General features: G+C 45.6%; 19 protein-coding genes, 1 pseudogene and 1 riboswitch. Of the genes and pseudogenes, 15 read left to right on the top strand and 5 right to left on the bottom strand.

The features are described 5' to 3' along the window. Window positions 1-448 precede the first annotated feature (448 nt). The 3 genes from PVOR_RS15565 to PVOR_RS15555 form a co-directional block, all read right to left on the bottom strand. On the bottom strand, window positions 449-1,744 hold the full coding sequence (locus PVOR_RS15565; protein WP_234972965.1) for a TrkH family potassium uptake protein: 1,296 nt from the start codon (window positions 1,742-1,744) through the stop codon (window positions 449-451). A 135-nt stretch (window positions 1,745-1,879) separates the two neighbouring features. Beyond that, the gene (locus tag PVOR_RS15560; RefSeq protein ID WP_234972960.1) at window positions 1,880-2,548 is read right to left on the bottom strand and encodes a universal stress protein; all 669 of its coding nucleotides are present in this window, start codon (window positions 2,546-2,548) and stop codon (window positions 1,880-1,882) included. 136 nt (window positions 2,549-2,684) lie between these two features. Continuing rightward, window positions 2,685-2,835, bottom strand: a riboswitch (cyclic di-AMP (ydaO/yuaA leader). Between the two features lie 150 nt (window positions 2,836-2,985). Beyond that, the gene (locus PVOR_RS15555; RefSeq protein ID WP_006210281.1) at window positions 2,986-4,230 is read right to left on the bottom strand and encodes a cation:proton antiporter; all 1,245 of its coding nucleotides are present in this window, start codon (window positions 4,228-4,230) and stop codon (window positions 2,986-2,988) included. A 163-nt stretch (window positions 4,231-4,393) separates the two neighbouring features. On the opposite strand from PVOR_RS15555, the gene PVOR_RS15550 reads away from it, so the two are divergent. The 4 genes from PVOR_RS15550 to PVOR_RS15535 are packed head-to-tail and all read left to right on the top strand — an operon-like array spanning window position 4,394 to window position 7,308. Beyond that, complete coding sequence (locus tag PVOR_RS15550) at window positions 4,394-5,026, top strand: TetR/AcrR family transcriptional regulator (protein WP_006210280.1); 633 nt, start codon at window positions 4,394-4,396, stop codon at window positions 5,024-5,026. After that, window positions 5,023-5,877, top strand: coding sequence for an ABC transporter ATP-binding protein (locus tag PVOR_RS15545; RefSeq protein WP_006210279.1), 855 nt, complete (start codon window positions 5,023-5,025; stop codon window positions 5,875-5,877). Before PVOR_RS15550 ends, PVOR_RS15545 begins: the two co-directional genes overlap by 4 nt. Next, window positions 5,874-6,596, top strand: a complete 723-nt coding sequence (locus tag PVOR_RS15540; protein ID WP_006210278.1) for a fluoroquinolone export ABC transporter permease subunit — start codon at window positions 5,874-5,876, stop codon at window positions 6,594-6,596. Before PVOR_RS15545 ends, PVOR_RS15540 begins: the two co-directional genes overlap by 4 nt. After that, window positions 6,583-7,308 (top strand): hypothetical protein, encoded by a 726-nt coding sequence (locus PVOR_RS15535; protein ID WP_006210277.1) that lies wholly within the window; start codon window positions 6,583-6,585, stop codon window positions 7,306-7,308. The genes PVOR_RS15540 and PVOR_RS15535 overlap by 14 nt, the downstream gene beginning before the upstream one ends. A 269-nt stretch (window positions 7,309-7,577) precedes the next feature. Here the strand turns inward: PVOR_RS15535 and PVOR_RS15530 are convergent, their stop codons facing one another. Beyond that, window positions 7,578-8,456 carry a haloalkane dehalogenase gene (locus tag PVOR_RS15530; RefSeq protein WP_006210276.1) on the bottom strand — a complete coding sequence of 293 codons (879 nt, stop codon included), beginning with the start codon at window positions 8,454-8,456 and terminating at the stop codon, window positions 7,578-7,580. A 126-nt stretch (window positions 8,457-8,582) separates the two neighbouring features. Continuing rightward, window positions 8,583-9,170: a TetR/AcrR family transcriptional regulator gene (locus tag PVOR_RS15525; RefSeq protein WP_006210275.1), complete on the bottom strand. Its 588-nt coding sequence runs from the start codon at window positions 9,168-9,170 to the stop codon at window positions 8,583-8,585. A gap of 261 nt (window positions 9,171-9,431) precedes the next feature. Between PVOR_RS15525 and PVOR_RS15520 the strand changes: the two genes are divergently transcribed. From PVOR_RS15520 to cntA, 11 genes and pseudogenes are all read left to right on the top strand, one after another. Next, a complete protein-coding gene (locus PVOR_RS15520) occupies window positions 9,432-9,929 on the top strand; it encodes a DUF1579 family protein (RefSeq protein ID WP_006210274.1) in 498 nt (165 codons plus the stop codon). A 445-nt stretch (window positions 9,930-10,374) separates the two neighbouring features. After that, window positions 10,375-11,991 carry a nickel ABC transporter substrate-binding protein gene (gene nikA / locus PVOR_RS15515; RefSeq protein ID WP_006210273.1) on the top strand — a complete coding sequence of 539 codons (1,617 nt, stop codon included), beginning with the start codon at window positions 10,375-10,377 and terminating at the stop codon, window positions 11,989-11,991. A gap of 116 nt (window positions 11,992-12,107) precedes the next feature. Continuing rightward, entirely contained in the window at window positions 12,108-13,037 is a 930-nt protein-coding gene (gene opp1B / locus PVOR_RS15510; RefSeq protein WP_006210272.1) for a nickel/cobalt ABC transporter permease, read from the top strand. Between the two features lies 1 nt (window position 13,038). After that, entirely contained in the window at window positions 13,039-13,923 is an 885-nt protein-coding gene (gene opp1C / locus PVOR_RS15505; RefSeq protein WP_036638912.1) for a nickel/cobalt ABC transporter permease, read from the top strand. Then, entirely contained in the window at window positions 13,886-14,698 is an 813-nt protein-coding gene (locus PVOR_RS15500) for an ABC transporter ATP-binding protein (protein WP_006210270.1), read from the top strand. The genes opp1C and PVOR_RS15500 overlap by 38 nt, the downstream gene beginning before the upstream one ends. Further along, the gene (locus tag PVOR_RS15495; RefSeq protein ID WP_006210269.1) at window positions 14,698-15,465 is read left to right on the top strand and encodes an ABC transporter ATP-binding protein; all 768 of its coding nucleotides are present in this window, start codon (window positions 14,698-14,700) and stop codon (window positions 15,463-15,465) included. The genes PVOR_RS15500 and PVOR_RS15495 overlap by 1 nt, the downstream gene beginning before the upstream one ends. A 63-nt stretch (window positions 15,466-15,528) precedes the next feature. Then, entirely contained in the window at window positions 15,529-16,761 is a 1,233-nt protein-coding gene (gene cntE, locus PVOR_RS15490; protein ID WP_006210268.1) for a staphylopine family metallophore export MFS transporter CntE, read from the top strand. Between the two features lie 145 nt (window positions 16,762-16,906). Continuing rightward, window positions 16,907-17,788, top strand: coding sequence for a hypothetical protein (locus PVOR_RS15485; protein WP_006210267.1), 882 nt, complete (start codon window positions 16,907-16,909; stop codon window positions 17,786-17,788). After that, window positions 17,769-18,560 carry a hypothetical protein gene (locus PVOR_RS15480; RefSeq protein WP_006210266.1) on the top strand — a complete coding sequence of 264 codons (792 nt, stop codon included), beginning with the start codon at window positions 17,769-17,771 and terminating at the stop codon, window positions 18,558-18,560. Before PVOR_RS15485 ends, PVOR_RS15480 begins: the two co-directional genes overlap by 20 nt. Before the next feature lie 34 nt (window positions 18,561-18,594). Then, the gene (locus PVOR_RS15475; RefSeq protein WP_006210265.1) at window positions 18,595-19,893 is read left to right on the top strand and encodes an opine metallophore biosynthesis dehydrogenase; all 1,299 of its coding nucleotides are present in this window, start codon (window positions 18,595-18,597) and stop codon (window positions 19,891-19,893) included. A 72-nt stretch (window positions 19,894-19,965) separates the two neighbouring features. Continuing rightward, window positions 19,966-21,544, top strand: a pseudogene (gene cntA, locus PVOR_RS15470) (staphylopine-dependent metal ABC transporter substrate-binding lipoprotein). Window positions 21,545-21,563: the final 19 nt, after the last annotated feature.

Raw genomic sequence — 21,563 nt, 5'->3', positions numbered from 1 at the left:
AGCACTGGGACAGAGCGATTCGTAATATTGGGAAATTATAAGGAGCAGCCTTTGTTCTTTAACTTCCTCGCCAACCATCATACCCCTATAAAAATGCATGAAATTAATCGATGACTTTAACCAAGTCAAAGGGGGGATACATAATGAGCTATACCATATTGCAAACTCCAACATGAATGAAGTCAACAAGGTTTGGAGAATGATCGTGTAAGATGAAAAAAACAATACAGAATGATTCTAGCTTTGTTACGCAAATACGATCCCGTACAATATCAAGCCTACGTCTAAGATCAAAACACTCGATTTGATGCAAAGGAACCAATGCAAAATTACAAACTGATGATGATCCGAAATGATATTAAAGGTGAGCTTGAATGGTGAAATAAACCTGCACTAGCCACAACATAATTAAAAAAAGCCGCAATCGCGGCTTTTTTATTATCTCGTCTTATCCAATCAAAATATGATCTTCCGCGTAGCCAATTTTGGATGAACGCTTTTTCTGAGCCAATGCGTAAGCCAGTGTCAAGGGACCCAGCCGTCCGGCAAACATCGTTATGGTTACAATGAATTTCCCCACGGGAGATAATTCGCTTGTCAATCCCATCGACAATCCAGTAGTGCTGAAAGCGGATGTCGCTTCAAACAGCACTTCCAAAAAATGTTCTTCCAGCATTCCTTCTGAAATGGTCAGCAATAGGGAAACTCCCAGCACAACCACCAGAGAACTCATGACAACGGCCAGTGCGCGCATAACGGTTTCGCCTGCTATTTTGCGCTTGAAGGCATGGATTTGACCACCCCCGCGAAAGGTTTGGATCGTAGCTAATATGAGTACAACAAGTGTATTGATCTTAATACCGCCGCCTGTCCCTCCGGAAGCAGCACCAATGAACATCAGAATAATAATGAAGAACTGAGAAGCTGCCAGCATACTGCCGATATCAATCGTATTAAACCCCGAGCTTCGTGGCGTTATGCCTTGAAAAAAAGCAGCCAGTACTTGTTCGCTCCCACTCAATTGGCCAAAGGTTGACGGATTCCAGCTCTCCATAAAGTATATAAATAGAAAACCGAGCAGGGACAGCGTTCCTGTCCCGACCAGAACAACCTTGGAGTGAAGCGAAAGTTTTTTCCATGAACGTTTTTGGAATACATCCACAATGACGATATAGCCGAGACCTCCAATGATAAATAACAGGACAATCGTAATATTGACGATCGGATCGCCAACGAAGGGTGTCAGGCTGTCAGACCACAGGGCGAAACCGGCATTGTTGAATGCGGAAACGGAATGGAAAAGGGCGTAATAGGCCGCCTGCCCCCATCCAAAATCCGATTGCCAACGAAGTGTTAGAACAATCGTTGCCAGTGCTTCAAATGCGAAAGCGATAAGTACCATGTACATTGACAATTTAACCAAACCTTGTGCCGAAGTTGAATAGGTGGTCTGCTGGATGATGAGCCGTTGTTTCAAGCCAATCCTTTTCCCCAAAACAATGGCGACCATGACACCAAAGGTCATAAAGCCAAGTCCGCCAATTTGGATCAACATCATAATGATGACTTGTCCAAAAGTTGAAAACACGCTGCCGGTATCCAAGACAACGAGTCCGTTTACGCATATTGCTGACGTGGCCGTAAATAATGCATCCAGCAGACCAACTGAACTTCCGGTGGAGGAAGAGTGGGGAAGCGCCAGCAATGCGGCTCCGATTAATATCAATGTGAAAAAAACAAGCATGATGAGTTGAGGAGGGCTCATCTTTTTCTTAAGCTTGTTGATGAACAACTCCATTTTGCCAGGAGCGGAATGTTGTGTATTTCGATCGTTTGAATTTATAGAGGGTCTTCTCACAAATTCCACTCCCATTTCTTATTAATCTTCGTCCTTGGCATACATTTCTCTGTTTTGGAATAAAGACGAGTCTATTACTTTTCCGTGACTTATTTTTAGATATTGGACTTCTTGATCTGTTTTTATTTTTAGCAAACCGGTGTCAAAATCGGTATTCAACTCTTTGAAAAATAGTCCGCTGGCTACAGGGTTGCCCCCGGATTCCTTATTACCGATTATATAATGAGGACCCTCTTTGAAAACGGCGACTCGAATCCCTCGTTCATGGGTGTCAGTAATTTGTTCATCCATCCTCTGAACTGCCACGATGTGCAGATCCGTTTCGCCAATCTGGTTTAGGAGTTCGTTGACAAACGACCCGCGCGTAATTTCTTGCCATCGTGTTTGTCCAGACTGCCCGATGATGAGTTGGGTAATATGAAGGTTCTTGGCAGTTTCTGCTATGATTTCGGAAGCCTTGCGATCTTTGTTTGGTTTGACGATAAAGGTTGCCCCATATTCGTCGCATTTCATTTGCCACTCAGCCATATACCTTTCTTGTGTCTGATCAAGCTCATTCTCACGTAAGGGTATAACGCTCAACACAAACAGGGGACACTGAAGCAGATTGGCTAATTCACCGCCTCGGCGGATGAGGCGTTCGCCGTTCGGACCATAATACACGCATACCAGTATTTTTTCGTTGTTCAACAGATAAATCATTCCTTTCTTATTCTTCAGTAGACGGTAATTACCACATTAGCTTAAATTAAAAAGGCCTGGTTGCAGAGATATATCTGCTTCCAGACCTTGGCTGTACGAATTTTGGACAAGTCAAAGTAGAAGAGTGTTCTCTCCCAAGACGCTGACGAGGTTAGCTGTCGGATTCGGGATTGAGAGTTCCCGTTCCTTCTTCATCAGAAAGAATTCACCCCTAAAGCTTAAGCAGCTTTTGTTGGTTCCCCCGTTCCTCATAGAGGATTAAGCGTAATGCGTATAAAATTTATTGTAATAAATATTATGCTAAAATAAGCTAAAAGTAAACAGTCTGCCATGGGCAATGAATGTCATTCATGGGTTGAGGTAGAATTCAATCTTTGTTTTGTATATACTCGTTTCAAGTTATTATTTGATTACACGAAGGTTACTTACATATCCGTACCGTCTTTTTCCTTCACGGGGTTAGCTAATCCAAACTTCTTAACCAATGGTTTGATGGTTAACCCCTGCACGAGAAGTGAGAAAAGGACAACACTAAACGTGAGCACGAGTATATCGTCGCGGCCGGCGAAGGTTGAAGGCAAACTTAAGGCGAGTGCGATGGATAAGCTGCCCTTTAACCCTCCCCAATTCAAAACCATCTTCCATGATGAAGGGAAGGGTCTCAGGAAGTACAGGCTCGCGTAGACGGCCACAGTCCTACCGATGAGAACGATCAGAATGGCGGCACCGATTAACGCCCATTTGTCTGCGAAGTTAATATGTTTGATTTCGAGACCGATCATCAGGAATATCAATGAATTTGCAATCAACGTGATGACGTCCCAGAACGAATTAATGTTCATCTTGGTCGTCTCCGACATCCCGATGCGCGCTCCGTAACTGCCGAAAATCAAGCCGCCCACGACGACGGCAATCACACCGGATACATGGAAATGCTCGGCGATAAAGAAACTTCCGAAGAAGAGGAGCATTGAGAACGCAATCTCCAACGGATAATCGTCATAGAAGCGAATGAGCTGTGAGAATAGATACCCAAGCAAGCCTCCAACTGCGATACCGCCGACACTGAACTTGAGAAAGAGCAATAGGCCGCTGCCTGCTCCCGCCCAGCCCATTTCCATATATGTAAGTAAATAAACGGAGGAGATCTGAAACAACACAACGGCAATTCCGTCATTAAACAACGATTCCCCTTCAATAATCGTCACGATTTTCTTCGGTACGCCTAAAGACTTGAAGATGGAGATGACACTGATCGGATCTGTGGCGCTCATTAAAGCCGCAAAGGTAAATGCAACGACTAAAGGTAATCCCATAAGCCCGTACATGGCAAGAGCAATAAGAAGGAAAGAGAGCAAGGTGCCGCCAAAAGCAAGGGCAAGCACCGGCTTGCCTTGTTCACGAAGATGCGAGAATGGAAGCTTTAGCGTAGCATCCCCGAGAAGGATTGGCAGGAACAGGGAAATAATGATCGCTTGAAACACATTCGATTGGGTGATGAAAGATTCGGCTTCATCCAGCACCGGCACGTGGATCAATCCAAGCAGCAGACCTACGATAACAAGAGCAATAGAGTAGGGCTGATTCATTTTTTTGGCTAACGCGATAACCCCCATCGAAACCGCTAGTAGAATTAACAATTGAACGAATATCTCATTAAAATGATGCATAGAGCCCCCCTCCTTAAAGAAGATAATCTCCAGTTATTGTAACTTAATGACCTCCAAACAACAAATATATTGACAAATGGGAAAAAGAGGGCGTATTTTATGAATATAAAATAAAATTAATCACAGAATCATTCCTATGCTGATTAAGGATGTGAAATACGATATGCCAAAAAAATTCTCTGACGAAGAACGTAAGTGGATTCGAGAAAAACTGCTGGTGGAGGCACGTCAGCATTTCGAAAAGTCTGGTCTCCGTAAAACGAGTGTTGAAGAATTAACGAAGGCGGTCGGCATTGCCCAAGGCTCATTTTACATGTTCTTCGGATCGAAAGAGGAATTGTATTATGAACTGATTCTGGAAGAGGAGGATCGAATCCGCAGTGCGGTTCTAAACTTATTTCCTCCGGAACAGGTCAGCAGCCAGGATAGCATCAAACGGTTTCTCTTGTATTCATTAAGGATGATGGATGAGAGCCCGCTGCTTCGACAGATGATGGATCGGGGGGAGATGGAGCTGTTGTTCAGGAAATTACCGAAGGAACTGCTGGACCGTAACTTTACCGAGGATCAGGATGCGCTCCTGCCAGTGATTGCAGCTTGGCAGAAAGCCGGCATTTTGAACGGTACGGCACCCGAATCCATCGTGGGCATGATCAGATCCTTGGCGTTTCTTACGCTGCACAGAAAAGAGATTGGAGAAGCACCATTTACAGCTACGATCGAACTATTGGTAGAGCTATTATCTGCCGGTATGCTCGCAGTGTCCAAAGGGGCACAAGGAGGTGAGGGATTGTGATCGAAGTAAGCGGGCTTCATTTCACTTATCCCAATCGTAAAGAGCCGACCCTGCAGGGACTTGATTTTGTCATACGGTCTGGAGAAATCTTTGGATTTCTCGGCCCGTCTGGTGCAGGTAAAAGCACAACGCAGAAGCTGCTGATCGGTGTTCTGAAGGGATATCGTGGGAGCATAAAGGTAATGGGAAACGAAATTAAGGAAATCGGTCCGGAATATTACGAGCGAATCGGTGTAGCCTTTGAATTTCCTAACTTCTACAACAAATTTTCGGTTCTCGAAAATTTAAAACTTTTTCGATCTCTTTACAAGGGGAATACGGAAGATCCATTGAGATTGCTTGAACAAGTTGATTTGTCAGATGCAGCCAATATGATGGTTTCACACCTTTCCAAAGGGATGAAGATGAGGCTGAATTTCTGCAGGGCGTTAATGCATGATCCGGATATCCTCTTTCTGGATGAGCCTACCTCCGGATTGGACCCCGTGAATGCGAAACGAATAAAGGAATTGATCCTCGCGAAAAAAGCGGCAGGAAAGACGGTTCTCATAACAACGCACAATATGCAAGCAGCAGAAGAGTTGTGCGATCGGGTTGCATTTATCGTCGACGGCGAGATCAAGTTGGTTGATTCGCCAAGGGAATTGAAACTCCGGAATGGAAGAAGGCTGGTGCGAGTTGAATACCGGAAGGACAGTGAGTTAGAAGAGGCTACATTTCCTCTAGATGATATGGGTCGGAATGACCGATTTCTGAGGCTTATACAGGAGTTCCCACCTGAGACTATTCATTCGCAAGAAGCATCCCTTGAACAAATTTTTATTGAGGTGACAGGGAGGCAGCTTTCATGAGAGGGCTAACCCTTTTTCTTTTTGATCTACGTTTCCAGTGGCGCCATGGCTTTTATTACGTTTATATATTCGTCTGTATCTGTTACTGGATTCTGCTTCGATTCGTTCCTGAGACATATCAGGAGATAACCGCCATCGTGCTAACCTTCAGCGATCCGGCTGCCCTGGGACTTATCATGGCAGGTGGTATGGTCCTGCTGGAGAGAGATCAAGGCGTTCACGACCCGCTGTTTGTAGCGCCGGTGCACTTACGGGATTATTTACTGGCAAAAGCATTCTCGCTGTCGCTGTTATCTCTTGCGGCAGGATGGGTCATTCATATGGCAACCGGTACCATTCCCGATTCACCGTTTGCTTTTTCTACAGGTATTGTCTTAACCTCAACCTTCATGACCTTGTTGTCGATTGGGATTGCGGCACGCCAGCGGACCATTAACGGCTTTATTCTGATGGCACAAGTCTACGCGATACCACTCGTGCTTCCCTTGTTTGGTTTCCTTCAATTGTGGCATACTGACCTGTTTATGTTCCTTCCGACTGAAGGAACACTCCGCTTACTTGTTTCCCCTGGTGACGGCTTATCTGCTGGCAGTGTTCTATTCTCCGTATGTCTTTTATCGCTCTGGAACATTGCTGCTTACTTCTGGGCATACCGTTCCTATACTCGACATGTGCTGATGCGGATAGGCGAGGGAGGGGCCGTACATGGAGAAATATAAATTCCTCATTATGAAGGATCTTCGGCATGCTTGGAAGGATCCTGTTCTGATGGCAGCGTTGATCGGACCGTTAGCGATCCTGTTTCTATCGAGATTCGGCTTTCCTGTTGCCGTTGATTGGCTTGAGGTAAACTATTCCTTTCACTTGGAGCTGTACCGTGGTTTTGCTGCATCGTTATTGGTTGTTACGATCCCAATGCTGACGGGAATGCTTACAGGATTGCTTATGCTCGACGAGCGGGACGAGAATATGATTGCTTATTATGCGGTTACACCTTTAACGAGTAAAGGCTATTTGTTTTATAGAATGGCTCTTCCTTTTCTGTTGTGCACCGTCCTATCTTTTGTGTATTTGTTTTTTTCCAATTTGTCAGAAGTCCGTTCATACAATGTATTTGTGTTGCTGTTGCTGGCGTTGGAAGCACCCATGTTTTCGCTGTTTCTTGCCGCCTTCTCAACAAACAAGGTGGAAGGGTTGGCCTTGTCTAAATTAGGGGGGCTGTTCATAGCTGGCCCAGTGGTGGCCCATTTCGTGCCTGGAGCCTGGCAGGTGGTAGGCGCCTGGCTTCCAACGTATTGGCCTGCTAAGATTCCCTACCTGTTCATGCACAATGAATCTTTTCTGGCATCTGTATTTTTTGCCGGTGGTTTGCTCTTACACGGCGTGTTCTTGTACCTGATGGTAACTGTATTCATAAACAGGCGATCTTAACTGGTGCTCCGGCGTTTAATGCAGCCTGCTTGAATGATAGAATTCAAGCACTTGAAGCGAATGGAAGGTGCGTTGTTGAACGGGTCGAGTACTGCATACCCGGAAGTAAAGTTTTATCGGAAATGATGAGACAAGAACATGGACCGATTGCCGGTCAGATAAGTGTGATAGAACCGGTCCATGTTTATATGGCAGTAGGCACGAGCATCTGCTAGAATAATTGCTTACTTGTTTTTAATATTAATCCATACCTAAAAGGTCTTTAACGACTATGTTAGATTCGTTAACCAGGCAGCAAGTGCTTCGCCAATTTCATGAGGCGAATCTTCCTGAGGATAATGAAGTCCACGGACGGTGATCTCCGTTTGCATTGACCAGGTACGGCAGAACTCAACATGAGATACCGGCATAGTGCCTGGATCACAGTTGATGAAGAGTTTCGGGACCGAGCTCTGTACCAACCACTCTCCGTACGTGGTTACAATCTCCGTCACATCAGCGGGATCTCCATCAAACGGAAGTTGTCGCGGCCAGGTTAACGTCGGGCGGCGGCCTTCACCAGGCAGCGAGAATGGCCGACGATATTCATTCATCTCTTCCTCGGTCAACTTACGAAGAATGCCGATTGGGAGGTTAGTCTCGATGAAAGAATTGTGTTCCAACACCATCTGTTCACCTTCCTCCGATCGTAAGGCCTGAAAAATTTTCCGTCCCCGTTCCGGAAGATCGCTCCAACTACGAGGTTGTATGATTCCCTCCATGTAGGCGATTCCTTTAACAGCCTCCGGATGGCGGTAAGCCCAATCAAATCCCAGGGCCGACCCCCAATCGTGCACCACAAAAGTAACCCGTTCGTGAACACCAATCTGATCCAACAGGGCATCGAGATAGCGACGATTCTCTACAAAGGTGTAAGAGTCGGTACCACTATGGGGAATTTTCTCGGAATCCCCCATACCTATGAGATCAGGAGCAATGCAACGACCAAAATCTTGGGCATAAGGAAGAATTTCACGCCAGAGATAAGAGGAGGTAGGGTTGCCGTGCAGGAAGACAATCGGATCTCCACTTCCTTCGTCAACGTAAGCCATTTCTAGACCCAGTACGCGTTGACGCCTTTTTTCGTAGGGAAAAGACGGTGTAATCATTCAGAATCTCACCTTTCTATTGTTAAATTTAATATATATAAATGCTTTCATATATGAAAGCAAGCACATACTTTCATTTATGTTATAAGAAAAGCTCCTTCGGAGCTGTTCTTAGTGAAATAATAGCTAAGGGCTAAGTGCCTTAGTAAATACACTTACACTTTCTTCAATAAATTCCTCAAGCGTATCTTCCGAGACCGCTTCTTTAGCATGTAGTCTACTGATGAAAGCCCCGTAATTCATCCACATGAACGATAAAGCTTGAATTTCAGGATTTGTGGAGACCACTTTGCCTTCTGATGACATTGTAGTTAGATAATCAGCGAGCAAATTTTTTAAGTGCTTCGGATTGCGCGAAGCCTCTTGTAGAACAGAGTCGGGTAGAGTACTACTCCCTTTTAGCGCGATTGATATTAGCTTTCTGTTTCGGTTCATGATGTTATGATACGTTCGACTCACTGTAAGCAGATCCTCATGCAGATTTCCTATAAGACCCTCGTTAAAAAGCCTGGTCATCTCATTGCCATAGTGGAACCGGCTGAAGGCGGCCTCAAGCAGTTTTTCTTTCGTCCCAAAATGCCGAAATAAAGTGACCTCGTTCACTCCAGCAGCTAGCGCGATTTCTTTGGTTGTTGTGCTGTCATAGCCTTTTTCTGCCATGAGGTCCATGGTTGCCAGCAATATCTTTTCGCTTGTAGTCGGATTAGCACTCATGAGACACCCCTCCCTTAATGCAAGTGCTTGCTTACATTTTTTATTGTAGGTTATGTGTAAACAATTGTCAATACAGAATTTTATAGGATTTTCATCGAATCATCATGAGAGGCAACTTCTATTAAGAGGACAGTGAATCGGAAGAGATGGCTATGTTACATCACATTGTTGAAATGGAGGATAAAAGGAGCAATTCATAAGAAAGCATAACGTTTGTTACATGCTAGGATAGACGCAGTTCTCATGAAAGGAGAAATCAAGATGGCAACAAACAATATCCGTGAACCAGAGAATGATAATGCCCTTACTTCACACAATCCGTCTAAACCCCATCCTGCAATGGAACGCTTGAATGTCTTCGTAGGGAAATGGAATACAGAGGGTGTGATTAAAGCCAGTCCATCCGGGGCAGCTGATCTGTTGAAAGCAGTAGATACCTACGAATGGCTACCCGGGGGTTATTTTCTCATTCATCATGTCGATGGCTATATGGGAAAAGATAAGGTCAAGGCTATTGAGATCATTGGCTATGATGCTTCCAGTCAGAACTACACGACACACTCATATGACAACCAAGGTAATTTCAATGCATACCAAGCGAACCTACTCGACCGTGATTGGAAAATTTGGGGGGAGTCGGAGCGATTCACAGGAATGTTTAGCGAAGATAGTAACATCTTAACAGGTAGTTGGGAGCTATCAAGCGACGGTACGAATTGGGTACCATGGATGGACATCAAGTTGACTAAAGTGATCTAGTAAAGAAATTCTCTACTATCCATGAAGTGCATTTGAATGAAAGCAGCCTCTATCGCAACGTTATATCTGTTAAAACCACTGATCAAAATGATTCAGTGGTTTTTTAGTTATGAAAGAGGAGGGAGGGAACCAACAGAAAGACGACAAGAACATATAGGGCTAACCGTTATTGTTATGCGTTATCACTAATCATAATTATTACGATTTTCAGAAAAGCTCTTGACAAAGACAGGTTGTCGGGATAAAGTTGTACCAGTTAATCGTAATATTTACGAATAATAAACATTTCATTTTCAGGAGGGCCAAACAAACCTATGTACCTAAAGATCAAGCAGTGCGAAAAGAGTACCTTGCATTACGGTTATTGTCGATTCCACAATTGAAGGGTTACTTCTTAAATAAAACACTTTAGAATTATCTACTTGATAGGAAAAGGAAGGAAATCATGCATACATCACGCAAGCATTACACACTTACTCTGTTACTATCTCTTTCAATAGTGCTTCTATTATCAGCTTGTTCATCCGGCACAGAAGCAGGAAATGCGCAACAAACCGCCAAAGCTTCCAACGCGGAATTAGTCTTTGCCAGCACCAAGGATATCCGGGATATCAATCCCCATCTATACGCGGGAGAGATGCCGGCACAGAATATGGTATTTGAATCCCTTGTGATCAATACGCCGGAAGGCATTAAGCCTGCACTCGCAGAGAAGTGGGATATATCAGAAGATGGCACAACGTATACCTTCTATTTACATAAAGGTGTTCAGTTTTCGGACGGAGAGCCGTTTAATGCCGAAGCCGTGAAGCTGAATATCGATGCAGTTTTGGAAAATGTCGAGAAGAACTCATGGCTGAATCTGGTCGCCGAGATCAAGGAGACGAAAGTGATCGATGACGCCACGTTCCAGATTGTACTGAAACATCCGTATTACCCGACATTGGAGGAATTGGGGTTAACTCGTCCGTTTCGCTTCATCTCACCAAAAAGCTTTATTGACGGTACAACTGCGAATGGAGTCAGCAGCTATGCCGGAACAGGGCCATACATTTTAACGGAGCACAAGCAGGACCAGTACGCGACATTTACGGTCAATGAAAATTACTGGGGAGACAAACCGCAGATTCAAACGATTAAGTGGAAAGTCATGCCTGACCATCAAACGATTCTGCTTGCCCTGGAAAAGGGAGAAGTAGACCTGTTATTCGGTTCGGACGGTGACATGGTGGACAATGAATCGTTCAAAGTGTTGACGGATCAAGGGAAGTACAGCACGGTCATCAGTCATCCGGTTGGCTCACGTGCGATCGTTCTTAATACCAACCGCTCAGCAACTCAGGAGCCTCAAGTGCGTGAAGCGCTGATGTATGCCATTAATAAACAGATCATCGCGGAAGGCATATTGAACGGGACGGAACAAGTGGCAGATACGCTGCTCTCCACTTCGGTTCCGTACGCAGATGTGGGCCTTGAAGGTGTGCAGTATGACATGAACAAAGCAAGCGATCTGCTTACGGCGGCTGGCTGGGCTGCGGGCTCGGATGGCTATCGGTACAAGGATGGGAACAAGCTTGAACTGACGATCTATTACAATTCCGATAATGCACAGGAGCGGACCATTAGTGAATCGATGCAAAACGATTTGAAGCAGGTTGGGGTAGCGTTGAACATTGTTGGCGAGGAAAAGCAGGCCTATCTGGACCGTCAGAAAACGGGCGAATTTGATCTGATGTACTCCCTCTCCTGGGGATTGCCGTATGATCCGCAAACGTATGTCTCTTCCTGGAGGGTTCCCTCCCACGCAGATTATCAGGCCCAATTGGGGCTGGAGAAAAAAGAGTGGCTGGATCATACGATCACAGACCTGATGGTCGAGCAGAATGAGGAACAGCGCCAAAACATGTACAAAGAGGTTCTAACGTATATTCATCATGAAAATGTATATATTCCACTGACCTATTCGGTTACCAAAGCCGTTCATATCAAGGCGCTTCAGGGTGTGGGCTTTAACGTTTCCCAATACGAAATTCCGTTTGAGAAGATGTACTTCGAAGAGTAATCAGGAATTTTGAAAATTCATTAGGAAAGTCAGGAAGCCTCGCTCACCATCTTCCATTCGCGGAGTTGTGCAGCGGGGTTTCCTTGTGAATCCATGAAATATAAAGGAGGATCACCTTGGGCAGGTACGTCATAAAACGAATATTAGCCATTATTCCGGTGCTGATCGGTATTTCATTTTTAGCATTTATTCTGATCCATTTGCGAACCAGTGATCCGGCTGAAGTGGCGCTGCGGGTGAATCAAGTTACGCCGACACCGGAAATGGTGGATGCCATGAGGGAAACACTAGGTTTGGATAAACCGTTTCTGACCCGTTACGTGGACTGGATTAGCAGCAGCATTCAGGGGGATTTCGGCATTAGTTATGTCAACCAACAATCGGTTGGAGAGCAGATTGCACGAGCCCTTCCAGCCACATTAAAGCTATCGGCTGTTGCCCTCGTTATCATTCTGACGATAAGTATTCTGATTGGTGTGCTATGTGCGATATATGAGAACAGTATCCTGGATCGATTCATGCGTGCATGGGTCTTTATTGGCACAGCCATGCCGAGCTTCTGGATTGGCATTCTGCTGATGTGGTTATTTGCCGTCAAGCTGAATTGGTTCCCCACGAGTGGCATGGAGCAGGCGAGTTCAGTTATCCTGCCGGCAGTAACGCTGTCCCTGGTATTCATCTCTACCTATGTCAGGCTGATTCGCAACAATATGGTGCAAAACAAAACCGAAAACTACGTATTATACGCTCGTGTCAGAGGATTGAAGGAACGGACGATTATCTGGAAAGTGTTCCGTAATTCTCTTCAATTATCGATTACGGCGCTGGGCATGTCGATCCCGAAGTTAATCGCGGGTACGGTCATTGTGGAAAATATTTATGCATGGCCAGGCATTGGGCGTTTGTGCGTCACCGCGATTTTTAATTCGGATTTTCCGATTATTCAAGCCTATATTCTGATTATGGGTGTGATGTTTGTCGTCTGTAATCTACTCGTGGATCTTCTGAATTCAGCTCTGGATCCCCGGATAAGAAGGGAGGGGTAACATGATGTTCTGGAAGCGCCTGGTGTCCGATAAAATGGCAGTGTTATGCATGATTACGATCGCACTTGTGGTCGTCGCTGGTGTTGGTGCACCCTGGTTCGCACCGCATGATCCCACGAGTCTAAACATTATGAACAAATATGCAGGGATCAGTCTGGAGTATCCATTGGGTACAGATCAACTCGGCCGCTGTAATCTGTCACGTCTTCTTTATGGCATTCGTACAACGATCCTGTTTGCTGTAATTACAACCGCGATTACAATTACGATCGGAACCCTGCTGGGCATCATATCGGGTTATTTTCGCGGCAAGGTGGATGAAGTCATTATGCGAATCTGTGACATGATGCTCTCCTTTCCGGCAGAAGTGATGATTCTGGCGATTGTCGGCATTCTCGGTCCAGGCCTGCTAAATGTCGTCGTCGCCAATATTATCGCCAAATGGGCATGGTATACCCGGATGATTCGTACAACAGTTATTCAATACACGGACAAGAACTATATTCGTTTTGCCAAAGTCTCGGGATGCGGGACGGGTCATATTATGAGAAAACATGTGCTGCCTGGCGTTTCGGGCGAAGTCGCTGTCTTTGCGACGCTGGATACGGGCTGGGTCATCCTCAATATATCGGCGTTGTCCTTCCTTGGTCTGGGTGTACAGGCACCTACGCCGGAGTGGGGCATGATGCTGAATGATGCAAAAAATGTAATGATTACACATCCAACGCAAATGCTTGCGCCTGGATTGGCGATTTTGCTGGTCGTGGCTGCTTTCAACTTTTTGGGAGACAGCCTGCACGCGGCGATGAATCCGAAAAGTTATATGCACAAGAAGGGAGGCCGGTTGAATGTCTTTGTTAGAAGTAAAAAATCTGTCCATCACTGATTCCAGAACCGGTCTGCCCATTGTGCAAAATCTAAGCTTTGCGTTGCAGTCCAATACCTGCCTTGGCATTGTGGGCGAGAGTGGCAGCGGCAAATCCTTATCCACCAAAGCCATTCTGGGATTGGCCTCTCCCTGGCTTGAAATTAGTGGAACAGCCTTTTACCAGGGGAAGGATCTATTACAGCAAACCGGGGAAGAGCTTCGAAAGATCCGCGGTCAGCGCATTTGCATGATTTTACAGGATGCAATGACGGCGTTTAACCCGCTGGAACCGATTGGGAAACAAATGATGGAGACCTTTCGAGAGAACCTTCGGATCCCCAAAATAGAAGCCAGACAACTGGCGGCGGATGCCTTGCATCGTGTTCATATTCTTCAACCTGAGCAGGTGCTGCAAAAGTATCCGCATCAACTATCAGGGGGCATGCTGCAAAGAGTAATGATCTCCATTGCCATGATGTTGGAGCCTGACATTATCATCGCCGATGAGCCGACAACCGCACTGGATTCGATTAACCAGCGTGCGATTGTTGAGCAATTCAAGCAACTTCGCGAAACGATGGGTATGTCTATCATTTTCATATCGCATGATTTGGGTGTCGTGCAGTATTTGGCGGATGATCTTATCGTTATGCGGGATGGGGAATGCGTCGAGCAAGGAAAGGCGAATGACGTATTTGCGAATCCTCAGCATGAGTTTACACAATATCTGATCCAGACCCGAATCAAGCTGTCTGATCCTTTTCAAGCCTCCATGGAAGCAGGTGTGCAGTAATGCTGGTCGAAGTGAATCATCTGTCCAAAAGCTATCCCCAATCGGGTGGCTTCTTTCGGAAAGAGACAACAGAAATTCTGAAAGATATTCATTTTGAGATCCGTGAAGGTGAATGTCTGGGTCTGATTGGTGAGAGTGGAAGTGGGAAAAGCACGTTAAGCCGCCTCATTCTTGGATTGGAGAAACCAACACAAGGTGAAGTTCGGATTGAGGGGATGGTTGTTTCCCAATGGATGAAGAAGAATAAAGGGAAAATAAGCGTTGTTTTTCAGGATTATACGTCTTCGGTCAATGGCAAATTCATCGTGCGGGATATCATAGCTGAACCCTTGGTTGCACTGGGTGATATCGCGGATCTGGATGATCGGGTCAATGACCTGCTCGCGAAGGTGGGGCTTCCTCATGCGGTGATGCACAAGTATGCTCATGAACTGAGTGGCGGGCAATTACAGCGGGTGTGTATCGCCCGCGCAATCTCAACCAAACCCAAATTCGTAGTTCTGGATGAAGCGCTCAGTTCGCTGGATGTCTCCGTCCAGGCGCAAATCCTGGAGTTGCTGCGCACTTTGCAGCATGAAATGAACATGACCTATCTATTTGTAGCGCATGATCTTCAGGCTGTGGCGAATCTCTGTGACCGGGTACTCTTCCTGTACCGCGGAACAATTGTGGAGGAGCTAGAACGGAATCATCTCTCGGATGCAACGAATGAATATGCGAAAGCATTGCTTGCATCGGTTATGCCCTTTCGAGCAAACGGTACCTGATTTGTATAATGGCCAGTCACTTCTGTGATTAACTGCCAAATGAAGAAGGAGAGGAACGATATTTTGGATTCTTCAGAAGCGGCCAATGGAAAATTAAACCCCATGTCCTTTTCGTTTATCCGGTTTTATATGCTGGCCTTTTTATTTTTTGCAGCCAATTCGGCCTTGACGATTATTCTTCCCTTGCGGAGTGAAGCAGCCGGCTTGAATCAGGCTGAGATCGGGCTAATAATGGGGGCATACATGTTTACGTGTATGCTTCTAAGGCCTTTTGCGGCCCAACTACTTGGTAAGTATGGACCGCTGCGTGTGATGAAGTGGCTGCTGGTTCTGCATGCGACTACTCTGCTGCTGTTTGTTGTTTTTGATGTGAAATCGTATCTGTGGCTGCGGGCACTGCAAGGTGCGGCTACCGCATTTTTTTCTATGACGATGCAGGTTGGCATTGTCGAGAAACTGGAGGATAAAGACCGGGGGCAGGGGTTATCCATGTATACCCTTTTTACAATGGTTCCTTCTCTGGTTATCCCTATACTCGCCATACAAATTTGGGAGCACGCAAGCGAAATCTGGTTTACCGTACTGATGATCGGTTTAGCGGTGTTCCCAATCCTGATCGGATACAACGTGGACATGCCACGAAGCACGGTGCAGAATAAATCGTATTCACTCAGAGATATAGCAGGGTCATTCAGAGGAATGTTGAACAGCACACCACTGCTGATTAGTAGTTTGGTTATGCTGTTTGCTTCATGCGTATATGGAGCAACCGCAACTTTCCTACCACTGTATATGGTATCGGCAAGGGTGGCGAGTCCAGGAATATTTTTGACGATTCAGGGGTTTGTGGTTATTTTGTGCAGATTCAGCTTGCGCAAAAAAATCCCTTCTGACGGAAGCTGGAATACTTGGCTGATAGCGGGTTTACTTATTTCTGCCTCATTGGGAACCCAATTGCTCGCTCTGCTAGAGATGATTGGGCCGCTTGTGTACCTTTCTGCAGTGTTCAGTGGTTTTGCCGTAGCACTGCTGTACCCAATGTTAACCACATATTTGTCATTTGTATTACCTGCTGATTCCAGATATGTTCTTATGGGCATTTTCATGTCAGCCTATGATCTGGGTTTCTCCCTGGGCGGACTCCTAATGGGTATAATTGTACAAACAAGTTCGTACTCTACCATGTTTACAATCTGCACGTTTCTTACTATCACAGCCATGATTATGGTCATGGTTTTCAGGAAACAGATGGAAGCAGGCAATGAGATCAGATCTGCAATGAATGCTAAATCGTAAAGCCGCGAAAGTGCGGCTTGTTTTTTTTGGAAATTTCTGTTGACTATCTCATAGTGACATGCTATATTACACTTGTCCTTAATCGTAATTATTACGATTAATAAACAAACCAACTGATCACATATTGTAATCAAGGGAGCCCGGTATGAAGCATAAGATCGATTTTGTGAAATGCAACCCTACACAGAATATGACGGTACTGATTAAGAGCAAGCTTCCTCCCGATGACTATAAAGTCATTGCTGCTAAAATCATGTCCTACGACAATGTTTATGCTGAACAGGTTGGATTTATTGAACCGTTCCGGAAGGAGAATGCGGATGCGCGCCTACATATGGCTGGAGGTGAATTCTGCGGTAATGCCTGCATGGCTCTAGCTGCTTATTTAGCAAATGAACAGGGGTTAAATCAAAATGAAACAACCGAACTCCACTTACAAGTATCCGGTGTTGAGCGATTGGTGACTTGTCGGATAACAAAAAACAGTGGGGATTATCAGTGTCAAGTGGATATGCCGCTTCCGTTAACAATTGAACAAACTGTGCTAAACGACGGGAGTGACTCTTACGACATGATCGTTGTCAGATACAGCGACTTTGTCCATTTCGTAATTGAAGTCGAGGACATTGATACTGAAATGAAGAGGAAAATGTTAAATCTGGTTAAACTTATCGGTCCCTTGCTCGATACAAAGATGCTGGGCATTCTGTTATACAACATACGCACCAGTGAATTGGCTCCGCTGATCTATGTGTCGGATCTGGATAGCGCAGTATGGGAAAGAGGCTGCGGCTCCGGAACGGCTTCCGTAGGGGCTTACTTAGCCTGGAAGAATCAAAAAAGTATGGAGGCTGCCATCCAGCAGCCGGGTGGAACGATTCAAGTAAGAGCCTTCTACGATCAAGAGCGGTTGACTCAACTGGAAATCGAAGGAAACGTCGGCATTGTAGCACAAGGCATAGCATTCATCGAACAGGATGCAGACCATGTGGAGGGAGTGAGGAATCGTGAAATTAGCATGGTTTGAGCAGTCCGTGACCGATTATCTCTCAAGTTTTAAGTATTTCGCGGACCAGTTTGATTATTCGGCTGGACATTGTACGGAATTGGAGCAGCTCATTGACGATTATTCTGCGTTTATCATTGATGAGTCCAACCTCAGTAACTGGGAATTGCTGAAGGAACAAGGAATGGGTGGAATAAACGATCTTGTGGATGAGGTGAGAAAGCACTCTGCGAGATGCGTAGCCATTCTGGAGAAATATCGTGCGATGAAATTATTACAGGGAGATGCTGAGATCACCAATTATTTCAGAAATATTGAAGAATGCATCGAGAAGGAGTTCGGCAGCTTCCAGGTAACTTCCGCATCGAGTGTATTGCTGGTTGGCTCCGGCTCGTTCCCGATGACGGCATTGTTAATCGCTCAGCGTACGGGAGCTCAAGTGGTCGGTATTGACATTGACAACGAGGCCATTGAACTCGGATTGAAGGTTACTGAGAAATTGGGCCCCGGATTGAAGATTACTTTAAAAAATACACCGGTGGATCTCCTCGATGATATGAATGTGATTACCCATGTTATCTTCAGTTCTACGATTTCTAATAAATACGAAATACTGGATCAGCTGCACCCATTGACGAATGAACACGTCGTAGTAGCCATGAGATACGGAGACCAATTAAAGTCATTATTCAATTATCCCATGCAAGATACGGATGTAAGCAAATGGAGACTGGTTGGTAACGTATTGCGCAGGAACGATATCTTTGACATTGCGTTGTACAAGAAAAGCTAGGTTCGCCATAAGGTAATCGATGTGAGGTGTTTTTATGGAAAATATGAAGCGAGTCTTATTATTGGGGACGGGACCTGCTGCCTTGCAACTGGCGGTTACTCTTAAAAGGGAATTTCGCTGCCGGCTCGGAATTGCCGGAAGGGAATCGGTCCGTTCCGCTGATTTCTTCGAATCACTTGCAGTAAATGATCAGAAGGTTTGCGTGAGTATTCAAAACAAAAAGCATCATGCTATGGAAGGCGAAGCTTGTATTGACGATGTATTTCGAGGCTTCGAAACCATTGAAGGGGCATGGGATAGTCTCTTTCTTGCAGTGACCACGGATGCTTATATAGATGTGATCCGGCAAATTCATCCTGACGTTCTGTGCAAGGTCAAAAGCTTAGTGCTGATTTCACCGACTCTCGGCTCCAATCAGCTGGTCTCCGGCTACATCCGGCGCTTGAATCCGGATGCGGAAATCATAAGTTTCTCTACGTATATCGGGGACACGAGGTGGATGGATAACAGGGTATCCAACCATGTCATCACAACGGCGGTTAAGAAAAAAGTCTTTATCGGATCTACGAGGGGACGTTCTCCTCTTATCGATGCGTTATGCCGTCTGCACAAGGGCCTCGATATAGATTTAGAAGTCATGCGGACGCCTCTGGAAGCAGAGGCGAGGAACATCTCGCTCTACGTTCACCCTGCTTTGTTCATGAATGATTTTTCACTAAGCGCCATTTTTGACGAATCGAATGACATTCCCAAATATGTCTACAAGCTCTTCCCGGAAGGGCCCATTACACAGAATCTGATCCGTAATATGCGATCGCAATGGAGCGAGATGATGAGTATTTTAGACAAGTTAGGGATACCAAGCATCAATTTGCTGAAATTCATGACCGATGATAACTATCCCGTACGGAACGAAAGCTTGTCGCGTGAGGATATCGAAGGTTTTAACCATTTACAGGCCGTTCATCAAGAGTATTTGTTGTTCATACGTTACGCTTCCTTGTTAATCGATCCCTTCTCGCAGCCAGATCAAGACGGGAAATACTTCGATTTCTCGGCGGTTCCGATTCGGAAGATATTTGTCAATAAGGAAGGAAGCCTGGATATCCCGAGGATGCCCAAGGAGGATTATTACCGGGTAAAGATCATCCAAGGCATTGCCAGAAATCTCAAGGTGAATTGCCCCACTATCGATCGCTTCATTGATACGTATGAGAACAAAATTACAAGTGTGTCGCTAGCTAATCAAGGCCGAGTATTGTCAGACGCCTTTCAGATCCAAAGTTTCGAGGAGGATCTGAAATGGATAGGCGAGGAGATGTCTAACGTATAGCCTTTTGCGTTTACATATAACAACCAGATAAATAGGAGGAAGACTGTGAGAAGAACAACTTTATGGCTATGGATGCTTATGGTTATGACCGCGCTTTTGGCTGCGTGTGGAGCTGAGAATCAGGGAAGCAAGGACACAACCAAGCTCCAAGACGAAATCATTTATGCAACAGCGAAAGATATTCATGATATGAATCCACATTTATACACAGGATCGATGCCGGCTCAAGGAATGGTTTACGAATCACTGGTAGAGAACACAAAAGAAGGAATAAAGCCGCTTCTGGCGGAATCCTGGGACCTATCCGAGGATGGGAAGACGTACACCTTCCATTTAAGGAAAGATGTAAAGTTTCATGACGGGGAACCCTTTAATGCGGAAGCCGTCAGAATGAACATCGAAGCTGTGCAGCACAACGCGGATAAACATGCCTGGATCAAACTGTCGACCAAGATCAAGAGCATCAAGGTAGTGGATGAATATACCTTTCAATTGAATTTAAGCGAACCCTACTATCCTGCACTTGTTGAATTGTCTATGACGCGGCCTTATGTGTTCCTCTCTCCCAATGACTTCATTCAGGGAGAAACCAAGGATGGGGTGCAAGGACATAACGGAACCGGCCCCTACAAATTTACAGAACATAAAATCGATGAGTATGCCACATTTACCGCCAATGAGGAGTATTGGGGAGGTCAGCCAAAAATCAAAAAAAATAACGGCAAAGGTGCTTCCCGCCGGGGAAACGACCTTCCTGGCTATGCAAAAAGGAGAGGTGAACTTCGTATTCACCGATGATCGGGGCGCAGACAGCATCGACGTCCAGGCCATGAATCACCTGGTTGACGCCGGAACCTTTCAATTGGTTCGAAGCGAAGCCATGAATACAAAAATGATCGTGGCTAACAGCAGCAAAGCGGACAGTCCGGTAAGTGAAAAGGCAGTGCGCGAGGCCATTTGGCATGCGATAGATCGCGAAACGATCAGCAAGGATATCTTCGAAGGAACCGAATCGGTGGCGAATCGACTCTTCTCATCCAACGTCAACTATGCCGATGTTCAGCTGAAGGAGCGTGGTTATGACCTCCAAGCTGCAGAGCGAATTCTGGAGCAAGCCGGTTGGACAAAGGACGGTGACGGCGATGCCAGAATGAAGGACGGGAAACGCTTGACCATCAAATTATACTATGACAGTAACTCAGCTTCGCAAAAAACGCAGGCGGAATATATTCAGAATACGGTGGGCGGGATTGGAATCAAGCTGGATCTCATCGGCGAGGAGTCGAGTTCCATTGCGAATCGACGCTCTACAGGGGATTACGAATTATTATTCAATCAGACCTGGGGATTGGCCTATGACCCTCAGAGCACGATTTTTGCATTCACTTCGGAAGCGTCATATCTGCATACAACCAAGGGAATCGCAGAAGCGGATCACCTCTATGACCTGATTCAGCAGGTTATGGTTTCTACCGACGAGGAAGTCAGAAAGTCGTTGTATGCTGAAATCCTGCAAATTGTTCACGATGAAGCGGTATTCATTCCGATTTCCAACGGGAGTGTCACGGTGCTGGCGCCCAAGAGCCTGCAAGGTATTGCATTCAAGCAAACTCAGTTCGAACTGCCTTTTGAGCAAATGTATTTTGAATAGTTCGGTCTGACCGCTGAAT

It is taken from the genome of Paenibacillus vortex V453 (genome assembly GCF_000193415.1).
GTDB classification, from domain to species: domain Bacteria; phylum Bacillota; class Bacilli; order Paenibacillales; family Paenibacillaceae; genus Paenibacillus_AQ; species Paenibacillus_AQ glucanolyticus.
The sequence above is the reverse complement of the archived record's forward strand: the minus strand, read 5'-3'. Positions and strand labels throughout refer to the sequence as shown.